This window comes from Aeromonas sp. 2692-1 (assembly GCF_013085505.1).
Taxonomy (GTDB): domain Bacteria; phylum Pseudomonadota; class Gammaproteobacteria; order Enterobacterales; family Aeromonadaceae; genus Aeromonas; species Aeromonas hydrophila.
Genome location: NZ_CP038513.1, coordinates 2,397,385 through 2,416,928, shown reverse-complemented (window position 1 = coordinate 2,416,928; position 19,544 = coordinate 2,397,385). Strand labels below are relative to the sequence as shown.

Genomic DNA, 19,544 nt, shown 5'->3' with positions numbered 1-19,544 from the left:
AAACAAGCTGAGGCTGGGTTAGCATTACTTTACGAGGTCCAGCGACAAATGCATCCACCGCTGCGGCAAACCACGATGAGCGAAGAGCGGCGGTCTTCCGTTGGAAGACATCAAAGTTGAAGCAACTTGGCTCAAACGGCGTTGTTGCCCAAATCAGCCAGTAAGTCATGACTTCCCCAGCCCCAGGTGACCTCTACACTCTGGGCTGTCTGACAGGTAGGCCCAGGGTATTGAGTTTGTTTATGGCGCTGACATACGCCATGACTTCTCCCACTTGGCCATTTTAGTTACGCAGACTGACTTTCCCCGCCAACAACTGCTTGAACCGATACATTGCCGTCTCTGCCAGCGAGCGACGGTGATACCCCGATATCTTCTTCCAGTGCGCCAGCCCTTCTTTGCGCATCACCAGCACGGCCTCATTTCTTGGGTGCCCCTTTTTCCAGAGTCCAGCGTTCTTGCGAGGCGGGATACAGGCTGTTGCCCCTTTGCGCGAGATAAGCTGATGGCTGGCTTTACTGTCATAGGCTCCATCCGCATAAACATGTCCCAGCTTGCGCCGCAGTGGGTTGAGCAAGGTGGGCAACACCTCGGCGTCATGGACATTTTCCAGCGAGACTTCCGCCGCCACGATATCGTGGGTCACCGGGTCTACTGCCAGATGCAACTTGCGCCAGACTCGGCGCTTCTCAGCGCCGTGTTTTCTGACCTTCCACTCGCCTTCACCAAACACCTTCAGCCCAGTTGAGTCGATGACCAAGTCGGTAATGCGTTCCTTTGGGGGCTGTCGATAAGCCACCGTCACCGTGCGAGCGCGCTTGCTGACACAGCTGTAGTCCGGCGCACACAGCGGCACATTCATCAACTCGAACAGGGAGTCGAGTAGCCCCTGAGTGGCCCGCAGAGTGGGGTTAAAAATCCCCTTGAGCATCAGGAAGGTACAAATGGTCTGGTCGGTGTAGAGCTGGCTGCGGCCCCGCCGCCCATGATGGTCGTGGTGAAACCAGTTGCTCATGGCCTCGGCATCAACCCAGAAGGTGAGTGAACCACGATTAATCAAAGACTTGTTGTATTTAGGCCAGTTGGTGATGGGTTGAAGCGACGTGCCCATGATGTAGACTTGAAGAGGATGTGTGTATGGAGATGGTGGTCATCAGATCACCGACACCTCAGTTAGTTCCATTCAAGCTTCATCGATTTGGGCAACAACGCCGGCTCAAACACAACCTACAAAGATCAATATCGAATCTGTTCAGATAAGTTCAAGGTGCCGGTTAATCAATCCAAAATCAGCAACTGGTTCATACCCTTTCTCTGAAAACATCAGTGCACCTCGCCGCTGCTCTTTCAGATTTGCTATGGCCTGAAAAAAGCAACTCTCGCACAGGTGAACCTCGTAACTTTCGCCATCGTGCTGAGTTCCATAACCGCAGTGGGCACTCAATGTGCCAAACTCGATATTGCTAACAGCCCCCTCCGTTTGGCAACTCTCTTCACAAACATCACAGCGAATATCGCTGATTACCTCGACCTCTTTTTTGGTCATGATTTTCAAATCCAGTTACTCCATTCATGCTGCATCTGCGAATCAACTGCATCGAGTCCGCAGGTTGACCACTCCTCTGCATTGATGATTGCGTGTGATGGTCTCTCTAACTTTGCTACTGCCGCTCTATGTGATTCACCCAAGGGCTGTAGACTGACTGTGGAATACCAAGCATTACTAATGATGCCCCTCCGAGATGAAGATCCGTATGAATTCCGACATCCCATGCCAGAGACTTGTTCAGACCTTCCTTAGCTCCTGAAGCTCCTGAGGTATCGGCCATTGCTCCTTAAAATCCATAAATTCGGCAACAAACGAAGCCATAACACCCTTGACAAATTCATCATATGTGGATTGATTAATAGTGACATGTAAGAATGACTCCACTCTCAGAGAATCTCCTACTGCGGCTAAGAAATCCGCGTTTTGAAAAATTAGTGTCACGGTGCTACTTTTTTGATTCTGACTCAAAACGATCTGTTGATTGGACATTTTCCACCCTCAAATGATGCTTATATGCAGTGTCATTATATAAGTGTACTCATAGCCGTGTACAGTCTACTGTATAATGTAGACCATATCTCCTCTTGTGAGGAGATAACATGGATTCTGACGAGTTTGATCTTGCGGTGCTCGCAACTGCATTCGGTAAAAATGTACGGGAACTGCGGTCTGCACGCGGTATGCAACAGGAAAAACTTGCGCTACTTGCTGGTATAGATCGTGGTCACATGGGAAAAATCGAACGTGGGGAGACTAGGGTAACCTTGGAAAAAGTTTATCTGATCGCCAAAGCTCTTGGGGTCTCGCCTGCATCATTGCTGCCATAACCATAGCTGTTACTCTAACCAAATATTGCACGTTCCAGCATGGGGGGACTTTCTCGCTTGTCTAGGAGCCATAGCACAACGCATCCATCGACTTGAAGGTCAGATGGAGTCCGACGGGATCTGATTGTTCTGGGATTCAACGGGTGCAAGAAAACGATCTGGTTGTGACAACCTGCGACAGGCGCAGCAGAGAAGAGTTTGCATTGGTAAAACAATCATACTCTGCAAAAGCACGTTTTTTATTTTCGCCCAACATGGGCGAATATAGCCATATTTTATTGATACTATGTTTTCTATTTTCTATTTTCTATTTTCTATTTTCTATTTTCTATTTTCTATTTTCTATTTTCTATTTTCTATTTTCTGTCAGATCATAGAAAAACCATTACTAAGTGATGGTGCATTGATTTTCAAGCTAACTTAATGAATTTTAATTCATCAACACCGACTCACTGATTGAATAGAAATAAGGTGTGGGTTTGTAAAACTGGTCTCTCTTCGCTGCGCAGCAGCGGAATGTTGAAATGGAAAAAATTTATTTATAGCTCTCATAATTAGTAAATGGACAGTTTTCCAATTTTTTCAAGTGGGGGGATGTGAAAAAATCTTCAAAATCAATCTGATTGATCAAATTTCAATCTGTTGTGCTAAATAACTGATCCCAATAGTGCTACACCTTCACCGTGCCATAGGGAAGGTGCGAACAAGTGGGACAATTGCCTCGACGTGATGCTCTGGCAGATTTTTTACATGCTCAAAATCTCAAAATGCACCATTTTTCATCAATAAAAGGCGTTATTGCTCTTACAGAGCCTCATTTCGCCGGCAATTTCCGGACTTTAGGCAGATCTCTCCTGCATTCTTATTAACTGATCGACTCGGACCAGGTTCGCCAGGGCAAATAGCATCGCCAGCTGGCTATCGTTTTTCAGCAGCCCTCTGTACCGCGCTTTCACGAAGCCACACTGGCATTTGATGATCCGAAACGGGTGCTCCACCTTGGCCCGGATGCTTGACTTGAGCTTTTCAAATACAATCGCCGCCTTGTTTTTACGAGGATGTTTCTTGAGCTCCTTGAGCTTGCCAGGGCGCATGGCAATGGCCCACTCGGCCTTGACATCCGCCAGCTCGTCACGCTTTTCAGCCCCCTGATAACCTGCTTCGGCGAAGACTAGGTGCATATACAGGGCTAAAGAAGCTACTAATGACAGCTGCGAGAACAATCTTTTTATTCATATAAAATCCATTTTATGTTAATTCTTTTTCCATCAGCCTAACGGAACTGACACCTCTATCAATACGATTTACTCATAAATATGATCTAGCGCATCAATAAAGTTTTAGCTCTATTGATGCGGGTTTACATTTGTTTGATATTGATTCGATCTGCCCTTTTTACAATAAGCTGGCTAATGATTTGCTCATTACTTAATCAGCGGTCTGCAATGCTTACCAAGCTCAAGTTCATCCTGACGTAGTTCATGCCCTTTAATTGCTTCACATTTATCAGTTATGGATTCTACCTTTCTTAACGCTGCATCCAACATCACATCTAAAGTGCTTAAGGTTTTTGCACGTCTAAATTTAATAAGCCAATCTATCTTGGTCATTTTCTACCTTAGTGACGCTTGATTAATCTTCTATAAACTATTCTGATTCATTTTATTGCTTATATAGACATTGTATGACTGATACAATACAAGAACAAAAATAAATACAAAGAAGACGATGCTAGTGCTTGTTACCCCAAATCCAAGCCCACCATGTTTCTCAGATTGTGACAACAAATCACCTATAGATGCACCAAGCGGGCGAGTTAAAACATAAATAATCCAAAAGGTTAACACAACGTTTATTTTTAAAATCAAGTAGGCAGCATATATGATAAATATAAGTCCTCCAAACAAAAAGACAGAATTCATGTATCCTATATCCATACCCTCTGAGACCCAATCTCCCGCAGCGGTTCCCAGTGCAAAAGTCACTAATATAGCACTCCAGTAAAACAACTCCCGCTTAGGTGTATCGATAGACCGTATTGATAATGTCTTTTCCTGGGAGTACCAGAGCCAAAATGTAGCAAGAAGAATAATTGTAAAAACAATTGTTGAAACTTCCAATGGAACACCAACTTGATCTGTTAGGTTATCAGTGACCAAGGTGCCAAAGATACTAACAAGCACTACCGCTAGCCAATACTTCCAGGGGACATATTTATCAGAGTGAAGTTGCATCACCAAGGTGAAGACTAAAATCCCTCCCATGATAATAGATGTAACTGTTAGTCCAAGCCTCATGTTAAATATCAAATAATCAGCTGCCGTTTCACCAACGGTAGTAGACATCATTTTAATGGTCCAAAAAGCTATTGTTACTTCTGGAACCTTATTAAATAAGCCCTGTGCTGATACATTGATATTGTTCATATGGTTACCTATTTATCCCACCTACTATAAATCACCACTATCTGTTTTGACTGACTATAATTGGAGCAGGCATATGCATCATATGACACTGCTCCAACACTATCATTTAATACACTTAGTTATCAGTATCTAAATCCAACGCTACAGTGTCGTTTTGTTTGCTTCTTGTACTTGATATAAATACCAGCACAGCAATCGCTAATAGTAATGCAGCTGAGGCTGAATAGCGGCTAAGTTCTAACCCACCCTTGCTCAATGGCTTATCCAGGAAATCTCCAACAACAGCGCCAAGGGGGCGTGTGATAATAAAAGCAGCCCAAAACAAGAATGTACGAGATATTTTAGTCCATAAGTAGGCTGCAACTATGGCCAGCAACATGCCACCGAATACTACGGAACTCCCTGCATACCCGAATCCGGCATCATCGGCAGTCCAGTCACCCAAGGCTGTACCAAGGGTTTGTGAAAACATGATGGTGATCCAGTAGAACATTTCTGTCCTGGGTGACGAAATTACACTGGATGATATCTCTCCTTGCGTTCGATACCACACCCCAAAGGAACCAAGTAACAAAAGGAAGAGTATGGTCGAACCACCTGCATAACCAATTCCCAAAGAACGGTCTGCAAAGTCAGCCAACGTTGTACCTACCGTGGTGGTTGCGATGATCGTGACCCAATACAGCGTAGGGTTATAAGACTTGGCGGATATCTGAGCACTGACAGCAGCAAAAAAAATGACTGCAAAAATTGCTGTACTCACCAGGTAGCCTAGATCCATCGACATCGATAACGCATCTCCGCCTGTCTCACCAAGCGTTGTTGCTAAAATTTTAATCATCCAAAAGGCCAGTGTGATTTCTGGCACCTTGCTTACGATGTTATCGGTGTTGCTATGCATAGTTCACCCTATCCTTTGGTTAGACGAATCGCCGTCTATGAAAGAGTGTCAGGGATTTATTAAGAAACACTTAAGCTAGATGGCGCCATGCGAAAAAATCTAACATTGAAGCGTAGCGAATTATGGGGTGTCAAATGAACTCAGTGGATTTGACCCCATAGATCCAGACACTTTTTCCCGCTTAGGGTTGTGATACCCGACTGCGCAGATATTCCCGGGGTGAACGGTATCCCAAGGCGCTGTGCGGGTGGTGCTCGTTATAATGCTCAAACGCGATAGCCAAATTGCCTACCGCTGTTCGGCTATCCGGTTTTGGCATCATCTCGATATAGTCTCGCTTCATCGTCTTCACGAAGCTCTCCGCTATACCGTTGCTCTGTGGGCTTCTCACCGCAGTCGTTCTGGGCTCCAACCCGATTTCTCGTGCAAACGCACGGGTCTCATGGGCTCGATACGCCGAGCCATTATCTGTCAGCCATTCCACCGGTGATGCCGGCAACGAATCCCCGAAGCGACGTTCGACAGACCTCAGCATGACATCTTGCACCGTGTCACTGTCGTAACCCCCGGTACTGGCAGCCCAGTCCAACGCTTCCCTATCGCAGCAGTCCATGGCGAACGTGACCCGTAGTTTTTCACCGTTATCACAGCGAAATTCAAAGCCATCCGCGCACCAACGTCGATTGCTCTCTTTGACGGCAACACGCCCCTTATGTGCCTGCTGGGCCAATGGTGCCGCCGGTTTTCTTTCCAGCAGCAGGCCATTATCGCGCATGACGCGATATACCCGCTTGGCGTTTACCACAGGCTGTCGTGTTGCCTCTGACTGACGCCGTAACAGCGCCCAGACCCGGCGATAGCCATAGGAGGGAAGCTCTGCCATCGCCTCCATGATACGGCCAAGTAAGGCTGCATCATCACGCTGGCGATGATGACGACCATCTTGCCAACCCGGTTTTCGATGAACACGAACGGATAGCTGCGCACGCGATACATTAAGGGCCTGGCTCACAGCCCTTAATCGTCGTCCCCTGGCAACAAGGGCGCATGCGCTATCCATTTTTTTGCTCGACCATACTCCACGGCTTCTTTAAGGATCTCGTTCTCCATGGTCTTCTTCCCGAGCAAACGCTGGAGCTCTCGGATCTGCTTGATGGCAGCAGCCAACTCTGAGGCTGGAACAACATCCTCACCGGCGGTGATCGCCGTGAGAGACCCTTCCTGGAATTGCTTACGCCATTTGAAAAGCTGGTTGGCGTTGACGTCGTGCAAGCGAGCGACATGAGAGACGGTCATACCGGGCTCAAAGGTCTGCTGCACGATGGCGATTTTTTCTTGCGGAGTCCGGCGTCGACGGCGCTCAGCCCCTGTTAATACTTCGACCATCTTCTCGTTGCGACTAGTACTGAACATAGTTCCAAGACTACCTCTTAAGTTAAGAGGGGCGAAGTGTCTGGATCTTCAAGGGGCCAATCTACTCACAAACTGGGTGGTTCTACTGGGCTTTCTTGTCTGCAATTTTTGCGAAGGTAGGGGTGGAAGGGGTTGATTCTGACCTTGCAACTTTGATCCGCACAGGAGTGATCATCGTTGTTTTATCAGCATTTATTGCTTGCACAGGGAAGTGGGCCAACCCTTTTGGTCTGACACCAAAAACTTGGATTTTCCTTACTCTGTCAGGTTTAGCAACAGGCGCTTCTTGGGTCTGTTACTTTCGAGCACTAAAGATTGGTGAGGCTTTTAAGGTTGCCCCAGTAGACAAGCTCAGCCTTGTCTTGGTTGCTATTTTTGCTTTCACTTTCCTTGGTGAACGGCCATCGGTCAGAGAATGGTTGGGGATTGGCATGATCGCTGGCGGTGTCTTGCTATTGGCTTTCAAGCGATAGAAAACTGAATGAAGAGCTTCTTAAGACTTCCTTAATTTTGGCTGTGTATCATTTCGGATAAGCGATTCGTGATTGAGATCACATTTTATCAGTAAATGACAAAATGCAAATTAAGCTCACGTACAGCTTTGTTACCATTCATTTTCAACATACAGACAAGATGTATCGTTAGAAAGTGACTGTTGGGCTATTAATGGAGTAAGTATGCCTTCCCTTATAAAAATAAAAATTGTGCCGCTCATATTTTTTTTGGCACTGTATTTTGCATTTATGCTGAACTGGCGTGGAGTTCTCCATTTTTACGAAATTCTTTACAAATTAGAAGACTTTAAATTTGGTTTCGCCATTTCATTACCAATATTGCTTGTTGCAGCGCTTAACTTTGTATTTGTTCCATTTTCGATACGGTATTTAGTAAAGCCTTTTTTTGCACTTCTTATCGCACTTAGCGCAATCGTTAGTTACACAATGATGAAGTATAGAGTCTTGTTTGATCAAAACATGATTCAGAATATTTTTGAAACCAATCAAAATGAGGCATTAGCATATTTAAGCTTGACAATTATAGGATGGGTTACTATTGCTGGCTTTATCCCTGCCATTTTACTTTTCTTTGTTGAAATTGAATATGAGGAAAAATGGTTTAAAGGGATTCTAACTCGCGTCCTATCGATGTTTGCATCCCTTATAGTGATTGCGGTTATTGCAGCACTATACTATCAAGATTATGTTTCAGTGGGGCGCAACAATTCAAACCTCCAGCGTGAAATTGTTCCGGCCAATTTTGTTAATAGTACCGTTAAATATGTTTATAATCGTTATTTTGCAGAACCAATCCCATTTACTACTTTAGGTGATGATGCAAAACGGGATACTAATAAAAGTAAGCCCACGTTGATGTTCCTGGTCGTTGGTGAAACGGCTCGTGGTAAAAATTTCTCGATGAATGGCTATGAGAAAGATACCAACCCATTTACCAGTAAATCTGGTGGTGTGATCTCCTTTAATGATGTTCGTTCGTGTGGGACAGCAACCGCTGTATCTGTCCCCTGCATGTTCTCCAATATGGGGAGAAAGGAGTTTGATGATAATCTCGCTCGTAATAGCGAGGGTTTGTTAGATGTGTTGCAGAAAACGGGGGTCTCCATTTTTTGGAAGGAGAACGATGGCGGCTGCAAAGGCGTCTGCGACCGAGTACCTAACATCGAGATCAAACCGAAGGATCACCCAAAGTTCTGCGATAAAAACACATGCTATGACGAGGTTGTCCTTCAAGACCTCGATAGTGAAATTGCTCAAATGAAAGGGGATAAGCTGGTTGGCTTCCACCTGATAGGTAGCCATGGCCCAACCTACTACAAACGCTACCCTGATGCTCATCGTCAGTTCACCCCTGATTGTCCACGCATTGATATCGAAAACTGCACGGATGAAGAGCTCACCAACACCTATGACAACACCATCCGCTACACCGATTTAGTGATTGCAGAGATGATTGCCAAATTGAAAACCTACGAAGATAAGTACAACACCGCGTTGCTCTACGTCTCTGATCACGGTGAATCACTGGGAGCTATGGGGCTTTACCTGCACGGTACACCGTACAAGTTTGCACCGGATGATCAGACCCGCGTACCTATGCAGATCTGGATGTCACCAGGTTTCATCAAAGAAAAAGGCATGAATATGGAATGTTTGCAGAAAAATGCCACAACCAATCGCTATTCTCATGACAACATATTTTCTTCTGTCCTGGGGATATGGGATGTGAAGACAGCTATCTACGAACAAGAATTAGATATCTTTAAGCAATGTCGGAATAATTGAGTTGCGAATCGTTGATATTTTAATGAAGTGGTTTTTATAGAATTAGACGTTTAACAGGTAATTATTATGTTTTCAGCTGTCAGAATAAAAGTTGTTCCATTTGTACTGCTATTGGCTTTGGTCTTCGCATTTTTGCTGAACTGGCCCGTTCTGCTCCATTTCTATGATATATTGTCTAACATCGAGCACTTCAAAATAGGGTTTGTAGTTTCAATCCCATTCCTACTTATTGCTGCATTAAACTTCGTCTTCATGCCATTCTCGATCCGCTTTCTGATGAAGCCGTTCTTTGCATTCCTGTTTGTTACAGGTTCTATCGCCAGTTACACCATGATGAAATATCGTGTGTTGTTTGATGGTGATATGATCCAGAATATATTTGAAACAAATCAAAGCGAAGCTTTTGCATACGTTAACGCTCCAATAATAGTCTGGGTTCTTTTGACCGGTTTGTTACCCGCAGCATTGATATTTTTTGTGAAAATTGAGTATGCATCTACCTGGTACAAAGGTATCGCCCAGCGATTGTTATCTATGTTTTTCTCCTTGGTAATAGTTGGGATAATTGCTGCCTTGTACTACCAAGATTACGCATCAATTGGTCGTAACAATCAGACTCTAAATCGTGAAATTGTTCCAGCTAACTTCATGTATAGCACCAGTAAGTACCTGTATAGACGCTATATGGCAGAGCCCATCCCTTTTGTTACTTTAGGTGATGATGCCACACGGGTTACGAAAAAGGACAAACCAACATTGATGTTCCTGGTTGTTGGTGAGACGGCTCGTGGTAAGAACTTTTCAATGAATGGCTATGAGAAAGATACCAACCCATTCACAAGTAAGTCTGGTGGTGTGATCTCCTTTAACGATCTCCGCTCCTGTGGGACAGCAACCGCTGTATCCGTCCCCTGCATGTTCTCCAATATGGGGAGAAAGGAGTTTGATGATAATCGCGCTCGCAATAGCGAGGGCCTGCTAGATGTGTTGCAAAAAACGGGGATCTCCATTTTTTGGAAGGAGAACGATGGTGGCTGCAAAGGCGTCTGCGACCGAGTTCCTAACATCGAAATCGAACCAAAAGATCACCCTAAATTCTGCGATAAAAACACATGCTATGACGAGGTTGTCCTTCAAGACCTCGATAGTGAAATTGCTCAAATGAAAGGGGATAAGCTGGTTGGCTTCCACCTGATAGGTAGCCATGGCCCAACATACTACAAACGCTACCCTGATGCTCATCGTCAGTTCACCCCTGACTGTTCACGCAGTGATATTGAAAACTGCACAGATGAAGAGCTCACCAACACCTATGACAACACCATCCGCTACACCGACTTCGTGATTGCAGAGATGATTGCCAAGTTGAAAACCTACGAAGATAAGTACAACACCGCATTGCTCTACGTCTCCGATCACGGTGAATCACTGGGAGCATTAGGGCTTTACCTGCACGGTACACCGTACAAGTTTGCACCGGATGATCAGACCCGCGTACCTATGCAGGTGTGGATGTCACCTGGATTTACCAAAGAGAAAGGCGTTGATATGGCGTGTTTGCAGCAGAAAGCCGCTGATACTCGTTACTCACACGATAATATTTTCTCATCTGTATTGGGTATCTGGGACGTCAAAACATCAGTTTACGAAAAGGGTCTAGATATTTTCAGTAAATGTCGTAATATTCAATAAATTACATTGTTGGGGGCTCAGGCCCCCAATTATCTTTTAAATAATAGGTTTGTTACTATTGTCCGTGTATTTCATGGTTGAAATTTTTTAACGGGCAAAGCAGAAAGAGGAAGCTAAAATGGCAAAGCCTGGTGCAACTGGAATTACCCGAATCATTCATGCCACCAATTATAGTATGAAGGGACTTTCTTCAGCTTGGAGACATGAAGCGGTAATCCCCCCATTTTTAGGGGCATTCAAAAGTAGAGGTCATGCGGCCTGTGCCAGACGCTGTTTCGGCGTGTAGCCACCCAGCGCCATATTGGGCCGCTCATGGTTATAAACCCACAGCCAGTTCGTGGCAAACTCCTGTAGTTCATTCAGTGACTCAAACAGGTAATGGCCCAGCCAGTCGTAGCGCACCGTGCGGTTAAACCGTTCGATGTAGGCATTCTGCTGCGGATTTCCTGGCTGGATATAGCCCAGGGTTATCCCCTCCTGTTTCGCCCATCGCTTGAGCTCTTCGCTGATGTATTCCGGGCCATTGTCACATCGGATAATGGCGGGCTTACCTCGCCACGTGATCACCTGCTCCAGCGCCCGTTTGACTCGTGAGGCGGGTAAGGAGAAATCCACCTCGATGCACAGCGCTTCACGATTGAAGTCATCGATCACATTAAACAGCCGCACCGAGCGGCCATCGCTGAGCTGGTCATGCATAAAGTCCATCGACCAGCACTGATTAGGCTGGTCGGGAACCGCCAACGGCTCTGGCTTAGCCCGAACCAACCGTTTCCTGGGTTTTATCCGCAGATTGAGCTCCAGCGCCCGATAGATCCGGTATACCCGTTTGTGATTCCAGCCAAAGCCTTGGACGTTGCGCAGGTACAAAAAGCATAACCCGAAGCCCCAGTTGCGCTGGCTGGCCGTGATACGTAGCAGCCAATCGGCAATTTCCTGGTTTTCATCGACCAGCACGGGCTGATAGCGATAGCAGCTTTCACTGACCTTGAAGATCCGGCAAGCCAGACGGATGGATATGGCGTAGTGAGTCACGGCTTTGGTCGCCATCTCCCGGCGGGCAGATGGCGTTACCACTTTTTTGCCATGGCCTCGGTGATGATCTCTGCCTTGAGGCGCTCCTCGGCGTACATCTTCTTGAGGCGGCGGTTTTCGTCCTCCAGCTCCTTGAGTCGAGCCATGAGGGAGGCATCCATCCCCCCGAATTTGGAACGCCACTTGTAGAAGGTGGTCGTGCTGATGCCATGCTCGCGGCAGAGCTCCGGGACGGGAGCTCCAGCCTCAGCTTGTTTGAGGATGGCGATGATCTGGGTATCGCTAAAGCGTGATGTTTTCATGTAGAACCTCCTGCGTTCAAGGTACGGGAAAATTCTACTTATGAGCACCCTGGTTTTTCGGGGGGATTACCAAGCGGCTTTTCGTCAGGAACTGCTACTCATTGTGCTGTTGATGCCTCTAGCGTTTTTTGTCGGAGATGGTTTAAATCAAATACTGCTCCTAATGGTTATAAGTTGGCTGGTTGTGATTGTAGAGATCCTGAACTCAGCTATTGAAGCAATAGTAGACAGAATAGGGTCAGAGCATCATGAGCTTTCTGGTCGAGCTAAAGACATGGGCTCTGCGGCTGTCTTCATTGCTCTGATGTTGAATGCCATAGTGTGGGGTACATTGACAGGACGTAATTTATTAGCCTGGTGGTAGTGTTATCATCAATAATATTTTTAATTATTCATGGCAGCCACCATAAATAGTGGCTGCTAAATTATAGATGCTAATGATAAGGTGTAACTTTTTGTCTGTTTAGCCCGCACCATAGGTGCGAAAATAACCATATTTTATTATGGCTGTTTTTCTGCCTTAATTCTACTCATACGAAAATTGACACTTAGTTAAGTAATGATCATGTACAGAACCTTAAGCGGCAAGCGAATTAATAATACCGTCTAACGTGTTGTTTTGCTTGGATTTTCTCTGCCTACTCTTTTTGCCGTTTTTGGATAAATACACCATTGCCCACTCCAACTTCTCTGTTATTTCCTGCCACGCACCATGGATGATGCTCGCCAATATCGGCATTAACCAAAGCGCGCTGTTTTTGGCAATCTTCAGCATCGATAACTCCGCGCTGCCAATCAGCGTCAGCGCCAGCCGACGTTTGACCAGCAAGGCCAGCAAACTAGCCCAGATCAAGCCTTCCGCTATCGCTTTTTGTCGTGTCGCGAACGCCTTCAACCGGTTATGTGATTTCAGCTCTTTGAACAACAGTTCGATCTGCCAACGGCAACGATACAATGCCATCACCTTCTCGGCTGGCCATCGCTCACGCGGAAGATTGGTCATCCATATACAGAACCGTTTTTCCTCTGCAAACCAACGTCTTATGAGTCGATATTTATACTTTCCCGAACTCACATCCAGATCCAGAACCTCGGCTCTGCAGCTTCTCCGATCGATATCCTTGAGCTTTTTTCCGAGTAACTTGGGCATTTCCCTGCCGTCCTGTCGGTAAGCTGCCTGTACTTTGGGATTGAGATTTTGACTCCCTCTGACCAGATAGCTTCCTTTGGCTTTGGTCACATCAGCAAAGTACTCGCGGCTGATGTAACCGGCATCCGCCAATAACAGTTTGTTATTTAACGAATTTGCGGCCGGAAGATGCTTGCGCTCCGATTCGGTATCCGCCGTGATACTCATCGATATCGGCGACTGGTCCAGCAAGGACATGGTCATATGACACTCTACCGCAGCGGGGCTGTGCTTATTGAATCGGCCCGGGAAATGTTCTGCCAATTGCGGATGTAACGCGAATGACGACCCGTCCTGCAGCAGTACCTGCTCAAAGCCTGCCAGTCCGTGGGCGTCCGGTAGACACTCCTTGAGGCGTAAGGCGATGGCTCGTTCAACCAGTGCGCGCATGAACAAGGGAAAACCCTGCTTGCGTAACTGGTTGTGAAAGGGTTTATACGCTATTTGGTCAGTATCATGGAGCTGCAACGCATTGAAATGGCGATGCAAACCAGCAATACCATCCACCTTGTCGCAACCAAGCCCTGAGAGCAGAGCCGGGAGTAGTCTCGCAGGCTGGATATCCCGGAGTCGCTGACAAAAACCGGTAAATTTACCGATCCGGTTGAGTTCAGAAGAGCTATGAAGTTGCTTGAGGTACTGGGTTGCATTTATAATAGTCATGGCTTCGGGCGTGTCGGTTTTTTTTTGCGATTAAATCAGATCACAAACGAAGCCTTTTTTCTATCTATTTCAATTGGTTGTAGCTAAAGATCCTGTACATGACAGGTCACTGCAGCGGCCAAACTGTTGCCACATCTCAGTTCAGGAGGAAACGCAATGACTCAGGAAAGGATCCAGACCCGCTACCCACTCGGCGGCCCCTTCGCCACCCAGGCTGAGCTGGAGCAGGCCATCACCCAGGCCATAACGACCCACAGACAAGATTTCTTCCCTCTGCTGGAACGGCTGGTGGACGTGGGGGACACCCGGGTCAACCTCAGTCAGGAGAACCCGCTGCGGGTGCTCAGCATCGAACTCGCTGACGGCCGTGAAGGAGTGGCCCATATCAACTACGAGTCCAACTTCGCCGAGAGCTGCCTGATTATCAACGAATACGACCAGCACCAGACCAGCCTGGCCTTTCGCCTCGACGGGGATGCACTTATCTTCGACGTCGAACTGCCGATCGCGTGGAATTTCAATAACTGAAGATTCAGCGGTGTAATGCCGCCTGGTTGCTACACCCGGTCAGCCAGCTCCCCTCACCCTAACCCTCTCCCAAAGGGAGAGGGGATCAGCCCGTGCCAACCTCCAGCCGTGGTAGTCACTCCATACTCTGCTGTTATTTCAGGCGCCTGTAATCTTCCCCATATGGCTGTCATCTGAATAGCAATATCCAGCATATAGCCACCATAACCCTCACTCATGTACAGGATCTTTAGCGGCAACCAATTGAAATAGATATAAAAAAGGCTTCGTTTGTGATCTGATTTTATCGCCAAACAAAATCAACACGCGCGAAGCCTATGACTATTATCAACGCTAATTACTATCTGGAGCAACTCTTGGCTCCCGCCGCACTCGAGCGCATTGCTCGGCTCTGCAAGTTTTGTCTGCGTCAGCGTGCCATTACCCCAGCCATGCTCGTACCTGCACTGCTGCGGGCCATGGGAGGCGACCAGGTCAATGACATTGCCGGTTTACACCGCCATTTCAATGCCTTGCAACTGGTAAACACCCATCAGGTTTCTTACAAACCGTTTCACAATCAGCTGCGCAAAGAGAGCTTTGCCCTGTTTATGAAAGCCCTGGTCGAGCGGGCCATCGCCTTGCGTATCGACCATCAACTCAAAGCAGCCTCCCTCGGCGCGTTCAAGCAGGTGTTACTGCACGATGGCACCTCCTTTGCGGTGCATCGGCGCCTTGCTGCTGATTTTCCCGGCCGGTTCAAGACCATCAGTCCGGCAGCTATCGAGTGCCATATGACCATGTCACTGTCGGAGCAGAGCCCGTTGTGCATGAGTGTGTCTGCCGATACCGCAGGGGAACGGCAATTTCTGCCTGAAGCCCACACGCTGACCAACTGCCTGCTGCTGGCTGACGCAGGTTACATTGACAGGGCTTGGTTTGAGCAGGTGAACGACGCTGGCGGATTTTATCTGGTGCGCGGCACGAAAAGCCTGAACCCCAAGATAATCCAAGCCTGGCGCGGTGATGGACGGGAAGTACCCAAGCTGGCGGGACTATCTCTGAGAGAGGCCGGACGGCGACGCTGTCGGGCCGAGGTACTGGATATGGTGGTGAAGTCCGGCCAGGTCGAGTACCGGTTGATCCGGCGCTGGTTTGCTGAGGAAAAGCGGTTCTGTCTGTGGATGACGAACCTACCGCGAGCAGCATGGTCAGCAGAGCAGGTGATGAGCCTGTATCGCTGCCGTTGGCAGGTGGAGTTGTTATTTAAAGAGTGGAAATCGCACAACCGGCTCAAGGGGTTTGTGACGGGCGAGAAAGCGATTGCCGAGGGGTTGGTGTGGACGAGCCTGCTGTCGCTGGTGATGAAGAGACGGGTCGCGCAGAGTGTGATGAGTGGGGCGCTATCGATGCTGAAAGCGTCGAAGAACAGTGCGACGTGGTGGCTACCGCTATTGGAAGCAGTGGCCCATAGGGCGCTGACAGAAATAAGGGAAAGATTGGAATGGGCTGCCGATTATTTGGCCAAGAACGCCTGCCGAACCAAGCAGAGAAAGTCGATACAGAACAGGACCTTGGAAGGCGTTTTAAATGGACTCGCCGCTTAAGGTCCTGTACATGAAGTAATGATAGCATGATTTTTGAGCCTGTTTATTAAAACTTGACATGTTTGCAAAACTAATATGAGTGTCGCTTCTAATAAAGTAGTATGTGGGGAAGTAGTAAAACTGGTTTATCTTCGCTGCGAAGCAGCGGAATGTTTAAAAAAGTCTTTTGTTCTCATAATTAGTAAATGGACAGTTTTCAACATTTTTCAAGTGGCTAAAATTAAAAAATTTGAAAAAAACTGTCTTGATGTTTTTTTGAACTGAAAGATGAGGCAACAGGCTGCCTAAATTTACAGGCACACCCCATGCTGAATCCGTCCCACCAAATTCACAACAGCCTGAACCCCCATCGGTGTATTCAGCAATGTGGCTGGAGCCACGCCACCGAGGCCCCAGGCTGGTCTGTTTAGCCATGACAACGCCTTGGCAGTATCGTTCTTGTTGAGGGATAGTGCCGCATCGAGGGCCTGTACAACGCCGTATACCCTGGCACCCTGAGAGATTGATAGGGGAGCCCCAATCCTCAGCTTGCGAGCAACCGTGTGGCGGCTAATGCCTGCTAGGCGGCATATCAAACCTATGTCTGCACTCATCAATTCAGCCAGTCGATGAATGCTGCCAGGAGCTACGCCAACCACGATCCATAGATGTGACCCCAACGGGTCGTTAGGGATGCCAAGAGCGCTAGATAGCGTCATCACAGAGGCTTCTGTCTTACCTGGATGATAACTCGCATAGGACATAATGAAATCTCCCCTGAACCTACGATACGCGATTACTCTATCCTATCTGTTCCATGTTGCGGTGGCGATGTGTCTGAGAACAATGTTGGATGAGGCACTGAATACAGAGGTTGAAGCGCCCCACGCGGGCAACATCAACTTTTTGTGAATCTCTGGGCTCTTTATGAGACTTGAATTCTCATATATTTACTATGCCATAACCAAGCTAGCTAGCCGAGAGAACATTTAGTGACCATCAATTTTGATTATCGTTGTGGCATCTTAGAGGCAGCCGACACAAAAACTGGCCGAGAATGGTGTAGGTATAAGGGTGATCCCGAGGTTACCAGAACTGAAAATGGCGAGTTATTGAGTTCGATGGGTGTTCCTATCGGAGCCACCGTTGTTGAGGTGAAAACCCTTATTCGCATGGATACCAAAAAGTAACCAAAAACAGGTTGCACCATATATAGTAAGTGCGCGTATGATAACTCCTATTCTCATCAGATTAGGAGCTTAGCATGCTCGTAAAAGAAATTGTGCCAACAGAACAGGTCGTTGACATTCGCTGTGATGTCTGTGGTCGTAGTACAAAAACGAATTTTGGAACCAACCAATACGGCTCGTTATCGGCGGATTTTGGCTATGGTTCCCGTCACGATGGTGAACGTTACAAGGTGCATCTGTGTGAAATGTGCTTTTTCGGTACACTCGCAACAGTGAGGGAGATGCATCGCGAAAATCATATGTTTAACGATGACAATGAGGCAGCAAACCCAGATGTATTTGGGCGTGATTATTCTAATAGGGAAATAATATGAATAATATGAATAATATGAATAATATGAATAATGTGAATAATATGAATAATATGAATAATATGAATAATATGAATAATATGAATAATATGAATAATATGAATAATGAATAATATGAATAATATGAATAATATGAATAATATGAATAATATGAATAATATGCTCCCATACTCTAGTTTGTGTGGAGAGAAATATCTCTTATCATCGACTCATTCTGTGAGCCAATGATATTATCCAATCGGCTCATTTCGTGAGCCGATCATGACCCTTCATCGGCTCATCTGGTGAGTTGGTCTCAACGCTCACTACCACCTAGATTTAGTTTTTGGCTACAAAGTTTCATAGCAGATTGGAGCTAGGCCACTAAGCAGATCCAAACGCGATTTCGCTCACGTCTTTTTGAAGAATGCTATTTCTATAATCGTCTTGGTGCCAAAAATAGTGGAGCTGATGCTGGGATTGAGAGATAATTTTCCTGATATAAAAATGTGATACATGAGGCTATCAATGAACGATTTTTTGAAAACACTGATGAATATTCGCAGTCTGCGAGCTGTACTGCGTGAGCTGTCTTATGAGCAGCTGGTTGAGGCTAAGCAAAAATTTGACGAAATCTATGCCGAACGTGAGCAGCAAGAGAGCAAAATCAGAGCAGAGTCAGCAGAACGCCTGCAAAAGCTGGCTGAGTTTACCGAGATGTTGAAAGAGGCTGGCATCGATCCGAGCGAACTGGTTGGTACTGCGGCTCCAGCGAAAGCTGATGGTTCAGCCAACAAAGCCAAACGCGCTCCTCGTCCTGCAAAATACAAATACATCGAAGACGGTCAGGAGAAGACCTGGACGGGTCAAGGTCGCATGCCCAAGGCTATCGCAGAGGCTGTTGCGGCTGGCAAGGCTCTGGAAGATTTCCTGATCTAATGCTGAGAGCCCATGCCAGCTCGGCGTGGGCCTTTAATTCTATCTGTAGTAGGAGCACTGTCATTTTCAGAAGACGACTGCACGGAATATCAGAAGTCAGCCGCACGACCTTCTCCGATGCCAATTAGGCAGGCCGCTCACGAATCCAAAATCGCAGGCCAATGTCGGCGTGCGAAACAACTCATGCTATGCGTTGCATCCCGGATGATTGCAATCTGATAAACCTTGCAAGATGCCACATGCCTCTATTCGTCGAGCGCCCGAGCATTTTTCACGCAGCGAGAGCAAGTGCCGCTTCAATTGCAACAGCGCTTCGACGCGATCTTCGGTCTGACGAATATGGGCATCCAGTAGTGTATTGACGTCGCCGCAGTCCTGAGCAGGGTTATCTCGTAGGCCCAGCAGTATCCTGATTTCGCTCAGCGTCATGTCAAGCGAACGGCAATGACGAATGAACTGCAAACGCTCGATGTGCACATCGCTGTACAACCGAAAGTTGCCACCGCTTCGCGCTGGCTTTGGCAGCAGCCCTTCCTTTTCGTAGTAGCGGATGGTCACGACCTCGCACCCAGAGCGCTTGGCTAGATCGCCAATTCTGATTTCCATGCCTCAATCTCCATTTATCACTTGACTCTATAGTAACTATAGAGTTTTTAATGGAGGTTGTACAGAAGA

The 19,544-nt window shown here is 46.9% G+C and carries 19 protein-coding genes and 4 pseudogenes; 10 read left to right on the top strand and 13 right to left on the bottom strand.

Annotated elements, in window-relative coordinates:
* Positions 1 to 193: 193 nt before the first annotated feature.
* From E5E97_RS11615 to E5E97_RS11600, 4 genes and pseudogenes are all read right to left on the bottom strand, one after another.
* A pseudogene (locus E5E97_RS11615) lies at positions 194 to 1,111 on the bottom strand (IS5 family transposase).
* A gap of 141 nt (positions 1,112 to 1,252) precedes the next feature.
* Positions 1,253 to 1,546, bottom strand: a complete 294-nt coding sequence (locus tag E5E97_RS11610; RefSeq protein ID WP_111913075.1) for a hypothetical protein — start codon at positions 1,544 to 1,546, stop codon at positions 1,253 to 1,255.
* Positions 1,547 to 1,606: 60 nt separating this feature from the next.
* A pseudogene (locus E5E97_RS11605) lies at positions 1,607 to 1,712 on the bottom strand (IS630 family transposase); the annotation flags it as partial.
* A 74-nt stretch (positions 1,713 to 1,786) separates the two neighbouring features.
* The gene (locus tag E5E97_RS11600) at positions 1,787 to 2,038 is read right to left on the bottom strand and encodes a hypothetical protein (protein ID WP_017778755.1); all 252 of its coding nucleotides are present in this window, start codon (positions 2,036 to 2,038) and stop codon (positions 1,787 to 1,789) included.
* 110 nt (positions 2,039 to 2,148) lie between these two features.
* On the opposite strand from E5E97_RS11600, the gene E5E97_RS11595 reads away from it, so the two are divergent.
* Positions 2,149 to 2,376 (top strand): helix-turn-helix domain-containing protein, encoded by a 228-nt coding sequence (locus E5E97_RS11595; RefSeq protein WP_080631782.1) that lies wholly within the window; start codon positions 2,149 to 2,151, stop codon positions 2,374 to 2,376.
* Positions 2,377 to 3,215: 839 nt separating this feature from the next.
* Here the strand turns inward: E5E97_RS11595 and E5E97_RS11590 are convergent.
* From E5E97_RS11590 to E5E97_RS11570, 5 genes and pseudogenes are all read right to left on the bottom strand, one after another.
* Positions 3,216 to 3,542 (bottom strand): annotated as a pseudogene (locus E5E97_RS11590) (transposase); the annotation flags it as partial.
* 258 nt (positions 3,543 to 3,800) lie between these two features.
* Positions 3,801 to 3,986 (bottom strand): hypothetical protein, encoded by a 186-nt coding sequence (locus tag E5E97_RS11585; RefSeq protein ID WP_080631783.1) that lies wholly within the window; start codon positions 3,984 to 3,986, stop codon positions 3,801 to 3,803.
* 30 nt (positions 3,987 to 4,016) lie between these two features.
* Positions 4,017 to 4,802, bottom strand: coding sequence for a membrane protein (locus E5E97_RS11580; protein WP_043146994.1), 786 nt, complete (start codon positions 4,800 to 4,802; stop codon positions 4,017 to 4,019).
* Between the two features lie 115 nt (positions 4,803 to 4,917).
* Positions 4,918 to 5,703 (bottom strand): membrane protein, encoded by a 786-nt coding sequence (locus tag E5E97_RS11575; protein ID WP_017778758.1) that lies wholly within the window; start codon positions 5,701 to 5,703, stop codon positions 4,918 to 4,920.
* A gap of 181 nt (positions 5,704 to 5,884) precedes the next feature.
* A protein-coding gene (locus E5E97_RS11570; RefSeq protein ID WP_085947590.1) for an IS3-like element ISAs17 family transposase occupies positions 5,885 to 7,089 on the bottom strand; the annotation gives its coding sequence in 2 pieces (ribosomal slippage) (positions 5,885 to 6,771 and positions 6,771 to 7,089; 1,206 coding nt in all).
* Between the two features lie 86 nt (positions 7,090 to 7,175).
* Between E5E97_RS11570 and E5E97_RS11565 the strand changes: the two genes are divergently transcribed.
* The 4 genes and pseudogenes from E5E97_RS11565 to E5E97_RS11550 all read left to right on the top strand — a co-directional run.
* The gene (locus tag E5E97_RS11565) at positions 7,176 to 7,589 is read left to right on the top strand and encodes an EamA family transporter (protein WP_080631784.1); all 414 of its coding nucleotides are present in this window, start codon (positions 7,176 to 7,178) and stop codon (positions 7,587 to 7,589) included.
* Positions 7,590 to 7,793: 204 nt separating this feature from the next.
* Positions 7,794 to 9,416: a phosphoethanolamine--lipid A transferase MCR-3.27 gene (locus E5E97_RS11560; protein WP_017778762.1), complete on the top strand. Its 1,623-nt coding sequence runs from the start codon at positions 7,794 to 7,796 to the stop codon at positions 9,414 to 9,416.
* Positions 9,417 to 9,482: 66 nt separating this feature from the next.
* Positions 9,483 to 11,108, top strand: a complete 1,626-nt coding sequence (locus E5E97_RS11555) for an MCR-3-related phosphoethanolamine--lipid A transferase (protein ID WP_017778763.1) — start codon at positions 9,483 to 9,485, stop codon at positions 11,106 to 11,108.
* 118 nt (positions 11,109 to 11,226) lie between these two features.
* Positions 11,227 to 11,319, top strand: a pseudogene (locus E5E97_RS11550) (diacylglycerol kinase); the annotation flags it as partial.
* 38 nt (positions 11,320 to 11,357) lie between these two features.
* Here the strand turns inward: E5E97_RS11550 and E5E97_RS11545 are convergent.
* Positions 11,358 to 12,445 (bottom strand): IS3-like element ISKpn10 family transposase gene (locus E5E97_RS11545; RefSeq protein ID WP_099368947.1). Its coding sequence is split into 2 segments (ribosomal slippage): positions 11,358 to 12,193 and positions 12,193 to 12,445, totalling 1,089 coding nucleotides; the frame shifts between segments, so codons are not numbered across the junction.
* 40 nt (positions 12,446 to 12,485) lie between these two features.
* Between E5E97_RS11545 and E5E97_RS11540 the strand changes: the two genes are divergently transcribed.
* Positions 12,486 to 12,809, top strand: a complete 324-nt coding sequence (locus E5E97_RS11540; RefSeq protein WP_216368140.1) for a diacylglycerol kinase — start codon at positions 12,486 to 12,488, stop codon at positions 12,807 to 12,809.
* A 213-nt stretch (positions 12,810 to 13,022) separates the two neighbouring features.
* Here the strand turns inward: E5E97_RS11540 and E5E97_RS11535 are convergent, their stop codons facing one another.
* The gene (locus E5E97_RS11535) at positions 13,023 to 14,297 is read right to left on the bottom strand and encodes an IS4-like element ISApu2 family transposase (protein ID WP_004099019.1); all 1,275 of its coding nucleotides are present in this window, start codon (positions 14,295 to 14,297) and stop codon (positions 13,023 to 13,025) included.
* A gap of 156 nt (positions 14,298 to 14,453) precedes the next feature.
* Here E5E97_RS11535 and E5E97_RS11530 point away from each other — a divergent pair, with 156 nt between their 5' ends.
* Positions 14,454 to 14,825, top strand: coding sequence for a hypothetical protein (locus tag E5E97_RS11530; RefSeq protein WP_004099020.1), 372 nt, complete (start codon positions 14,454 to 14,456; stop codon positions 14,823 to 14,825).
* Positions 14,826 to 15,142: 317 nt separating this feature from the next.
* The gene (locus tag E5E97_RS11525; RefSeq protein WP_011191342.1) at positions 15,143 to 16,411 is read left to right on the top strand and encodes an IS4-like element ISApu1 family transposase; all 1,269 of its coding nucleotides are present in this window, start codon (positions 15,143 to 15,145) and stop codon (positions 16,409 to 16,411) included.
* Positions 16,412 to 16,701: 290 nt separating this feature from the next.
* Here the strand turns inward: E5E97_RS11525 and E5E97_RS11520 are convergent, their stop codons facing one another.
* Complete coding sequence (locus E5E97_RS11520; protein WP_253265158.1) at positions 16,702 to 17,109, bottom strand: antitoxin Xre/MbcA/ParS toxin-binding domain-containing protein; 408 nt, start codon at positions 17,107 to 17,109, stop codon at positions 16,702 to 16,704.
* A 545-nt stretch (positions 17,110 to 17,654) separates the two neighbouring features.
* On the opposite strand from E5E97_RS11520, the gene E5E97_RS11515 reads away from it, so the two are divergent.
* Positions 17,655 to 17,954 carry a hypothetical protein gene (locus E5E97_RS11515; protein ID WP_080631786.1) on the top strand — a complete coding sequence of 100 codons (300 nt, stop codon included), beginning with the start codon at positions 17,655 to 17,657 and terminating at the stop codon, positions 17,952 to 17,954.
* A gap of 504 nt (positions 17,955 to 18,458) precedes the next feature.
* Positions 18,459 to 18,869, top strand: a complete 411-nt coding sequence (locus E5E97_RS11510) for an H-NS family nucleoid-associated regulatory protein (protein ID WP_017778765.1) — start codon at positions 18,459 to 18,461, stop codon at positions 18,867 to 18,869.
* Positions 18,870 to 19,055: 186 nt separating this feature from the next.
* Here the strand turns inward: E5E97_RS11510 and cadR are convergent, their stop codons facing one another.
* On the bottom strand, positions 19,056 to 19,475 hold the full coding sequence (gene cadR, locus E5E97_RS11505; protein ID WP_005303894.1) for a Cd(II)/Pb(II)-responsive transcriptional regulator: 420 nt from the start codon (positions 19,473 to 19,475) through the stop codon (positions 19,056 to 19,058).
* Between the last annotated feature and the right edge of the window lie 69 nt (positions 19,476 to 19,544).

Bases quoted from the DNA above. Each gene is read 5' to 3' on its own strand.
- E5E97_RS11610 (WP_111913075.1), bottom strand. From the start codon at position 1,546: ATGACCAAAAAAGAGGTCGAGGTAATCAGCGATATTCGCTGTGATGTT.
- E5E97_RS11600 (WP_017778755.1), bottom strand. From the start codon at position 2,038: ATGTCCAATCAACAGATCGTTTTGAGTCAGAATCAAAAAAGTAGCACC.
- E5E97_RS11595 (WP_080631782.1), top strand. From the start codon at position 2,149: ATGGATTCTGACGAGTTTGATCTTGCGGTGCTCGCAACTGCATTCGGT.
- E5E97_RS11585 (WP_080631783.1), bottom strand. From the start codon at position 3,986: ATGACCAAGATAGATTGGCTTATTAAATTTAGACGTGCAAAAACCTTA.
- E5E97_RS11580 (WP_043146994.1), bottom strand. From the start codon at position 4,802: ATGAACAATATCAATGTATCAGCACAGGGCTTATTTAATAAGGTTCCA.
- E5E97_RS11575 (WP_017778758.1), bottom strand. From the start codon at position 5,703: ATGCATAGCAACACCGATAACATCGTAAGCAAGGTGCCAGAAATCACA.
- E5E97_RS11560 (WP_017778762.1), top strand. From the start codon at position 7,794: ATGCCTTCCCTTATAAAAATAAAAATTGTGCCGCTCATATTTTTTTTG.
- E5E97_RS11555 (WP_017778763.1), top strand. From the start codon at position 9,483: ATGTTTTCAGCTGTCAGAATAAAAGTTGTTCCATTTGTACTGCTATTG.
- E5E97_RS11540 (WP_216368140.1), top strand. From the start codon at position 12,486: ATGAGCACCCTGGTTTTTCGGGGGGATTACCAAGCGGCTTTTCGTCAG.
- E5E97_RS11535 (WP_004099019.1), bottom strand. From the start codon at position 14,297: ATGACTATTATAAATGCAACCCAGTACCTCAAGCAACTTCATAGCTCT.
- E5E97_RS11530 (WP_004099020.1), top strand. From the start codon at position 14,454: ATGACTCAGGAAAGGATCCAGACCCGCTACCCACTCGGCGGCCCCTTC.
- E5E97_RS11525 (WP_011191342.1), top strand. From the start codon at position 15,143: ATGACTATTATCAACGCTAATTACTATCTGGAGCAACTCTTGGCTCCC.
- E5E97_RS11520 (WP_253265158.1), bottom strand. From the start codon at position 17,109: ATGACGCTATCTAGCGCTCTTGGCATCCCTAACGACCCGTTGGGGTCA.
- E5E97_RS11515 (WP_080631786.1), top strand. From the start codon at position 17,655: ATGCTCGTAAAAGAAATTGTGCCAACAGAACAGGTCGTTGACATTCGC.
- E5E97_RS11510 (WP_017778765.1), top strand. From the start codon at position 18,459: ATGAACGATTTTTTGAAAACACTGATGAATATTCGCAGTCTGCGAGCT.
- cadR (WP_005303894.1), bottom strand. From the start codon at position 19,475: ATGGAAATCAGAATTGGCGATCTAGCCAAGCGCTCTGGGTGCGAGGTC.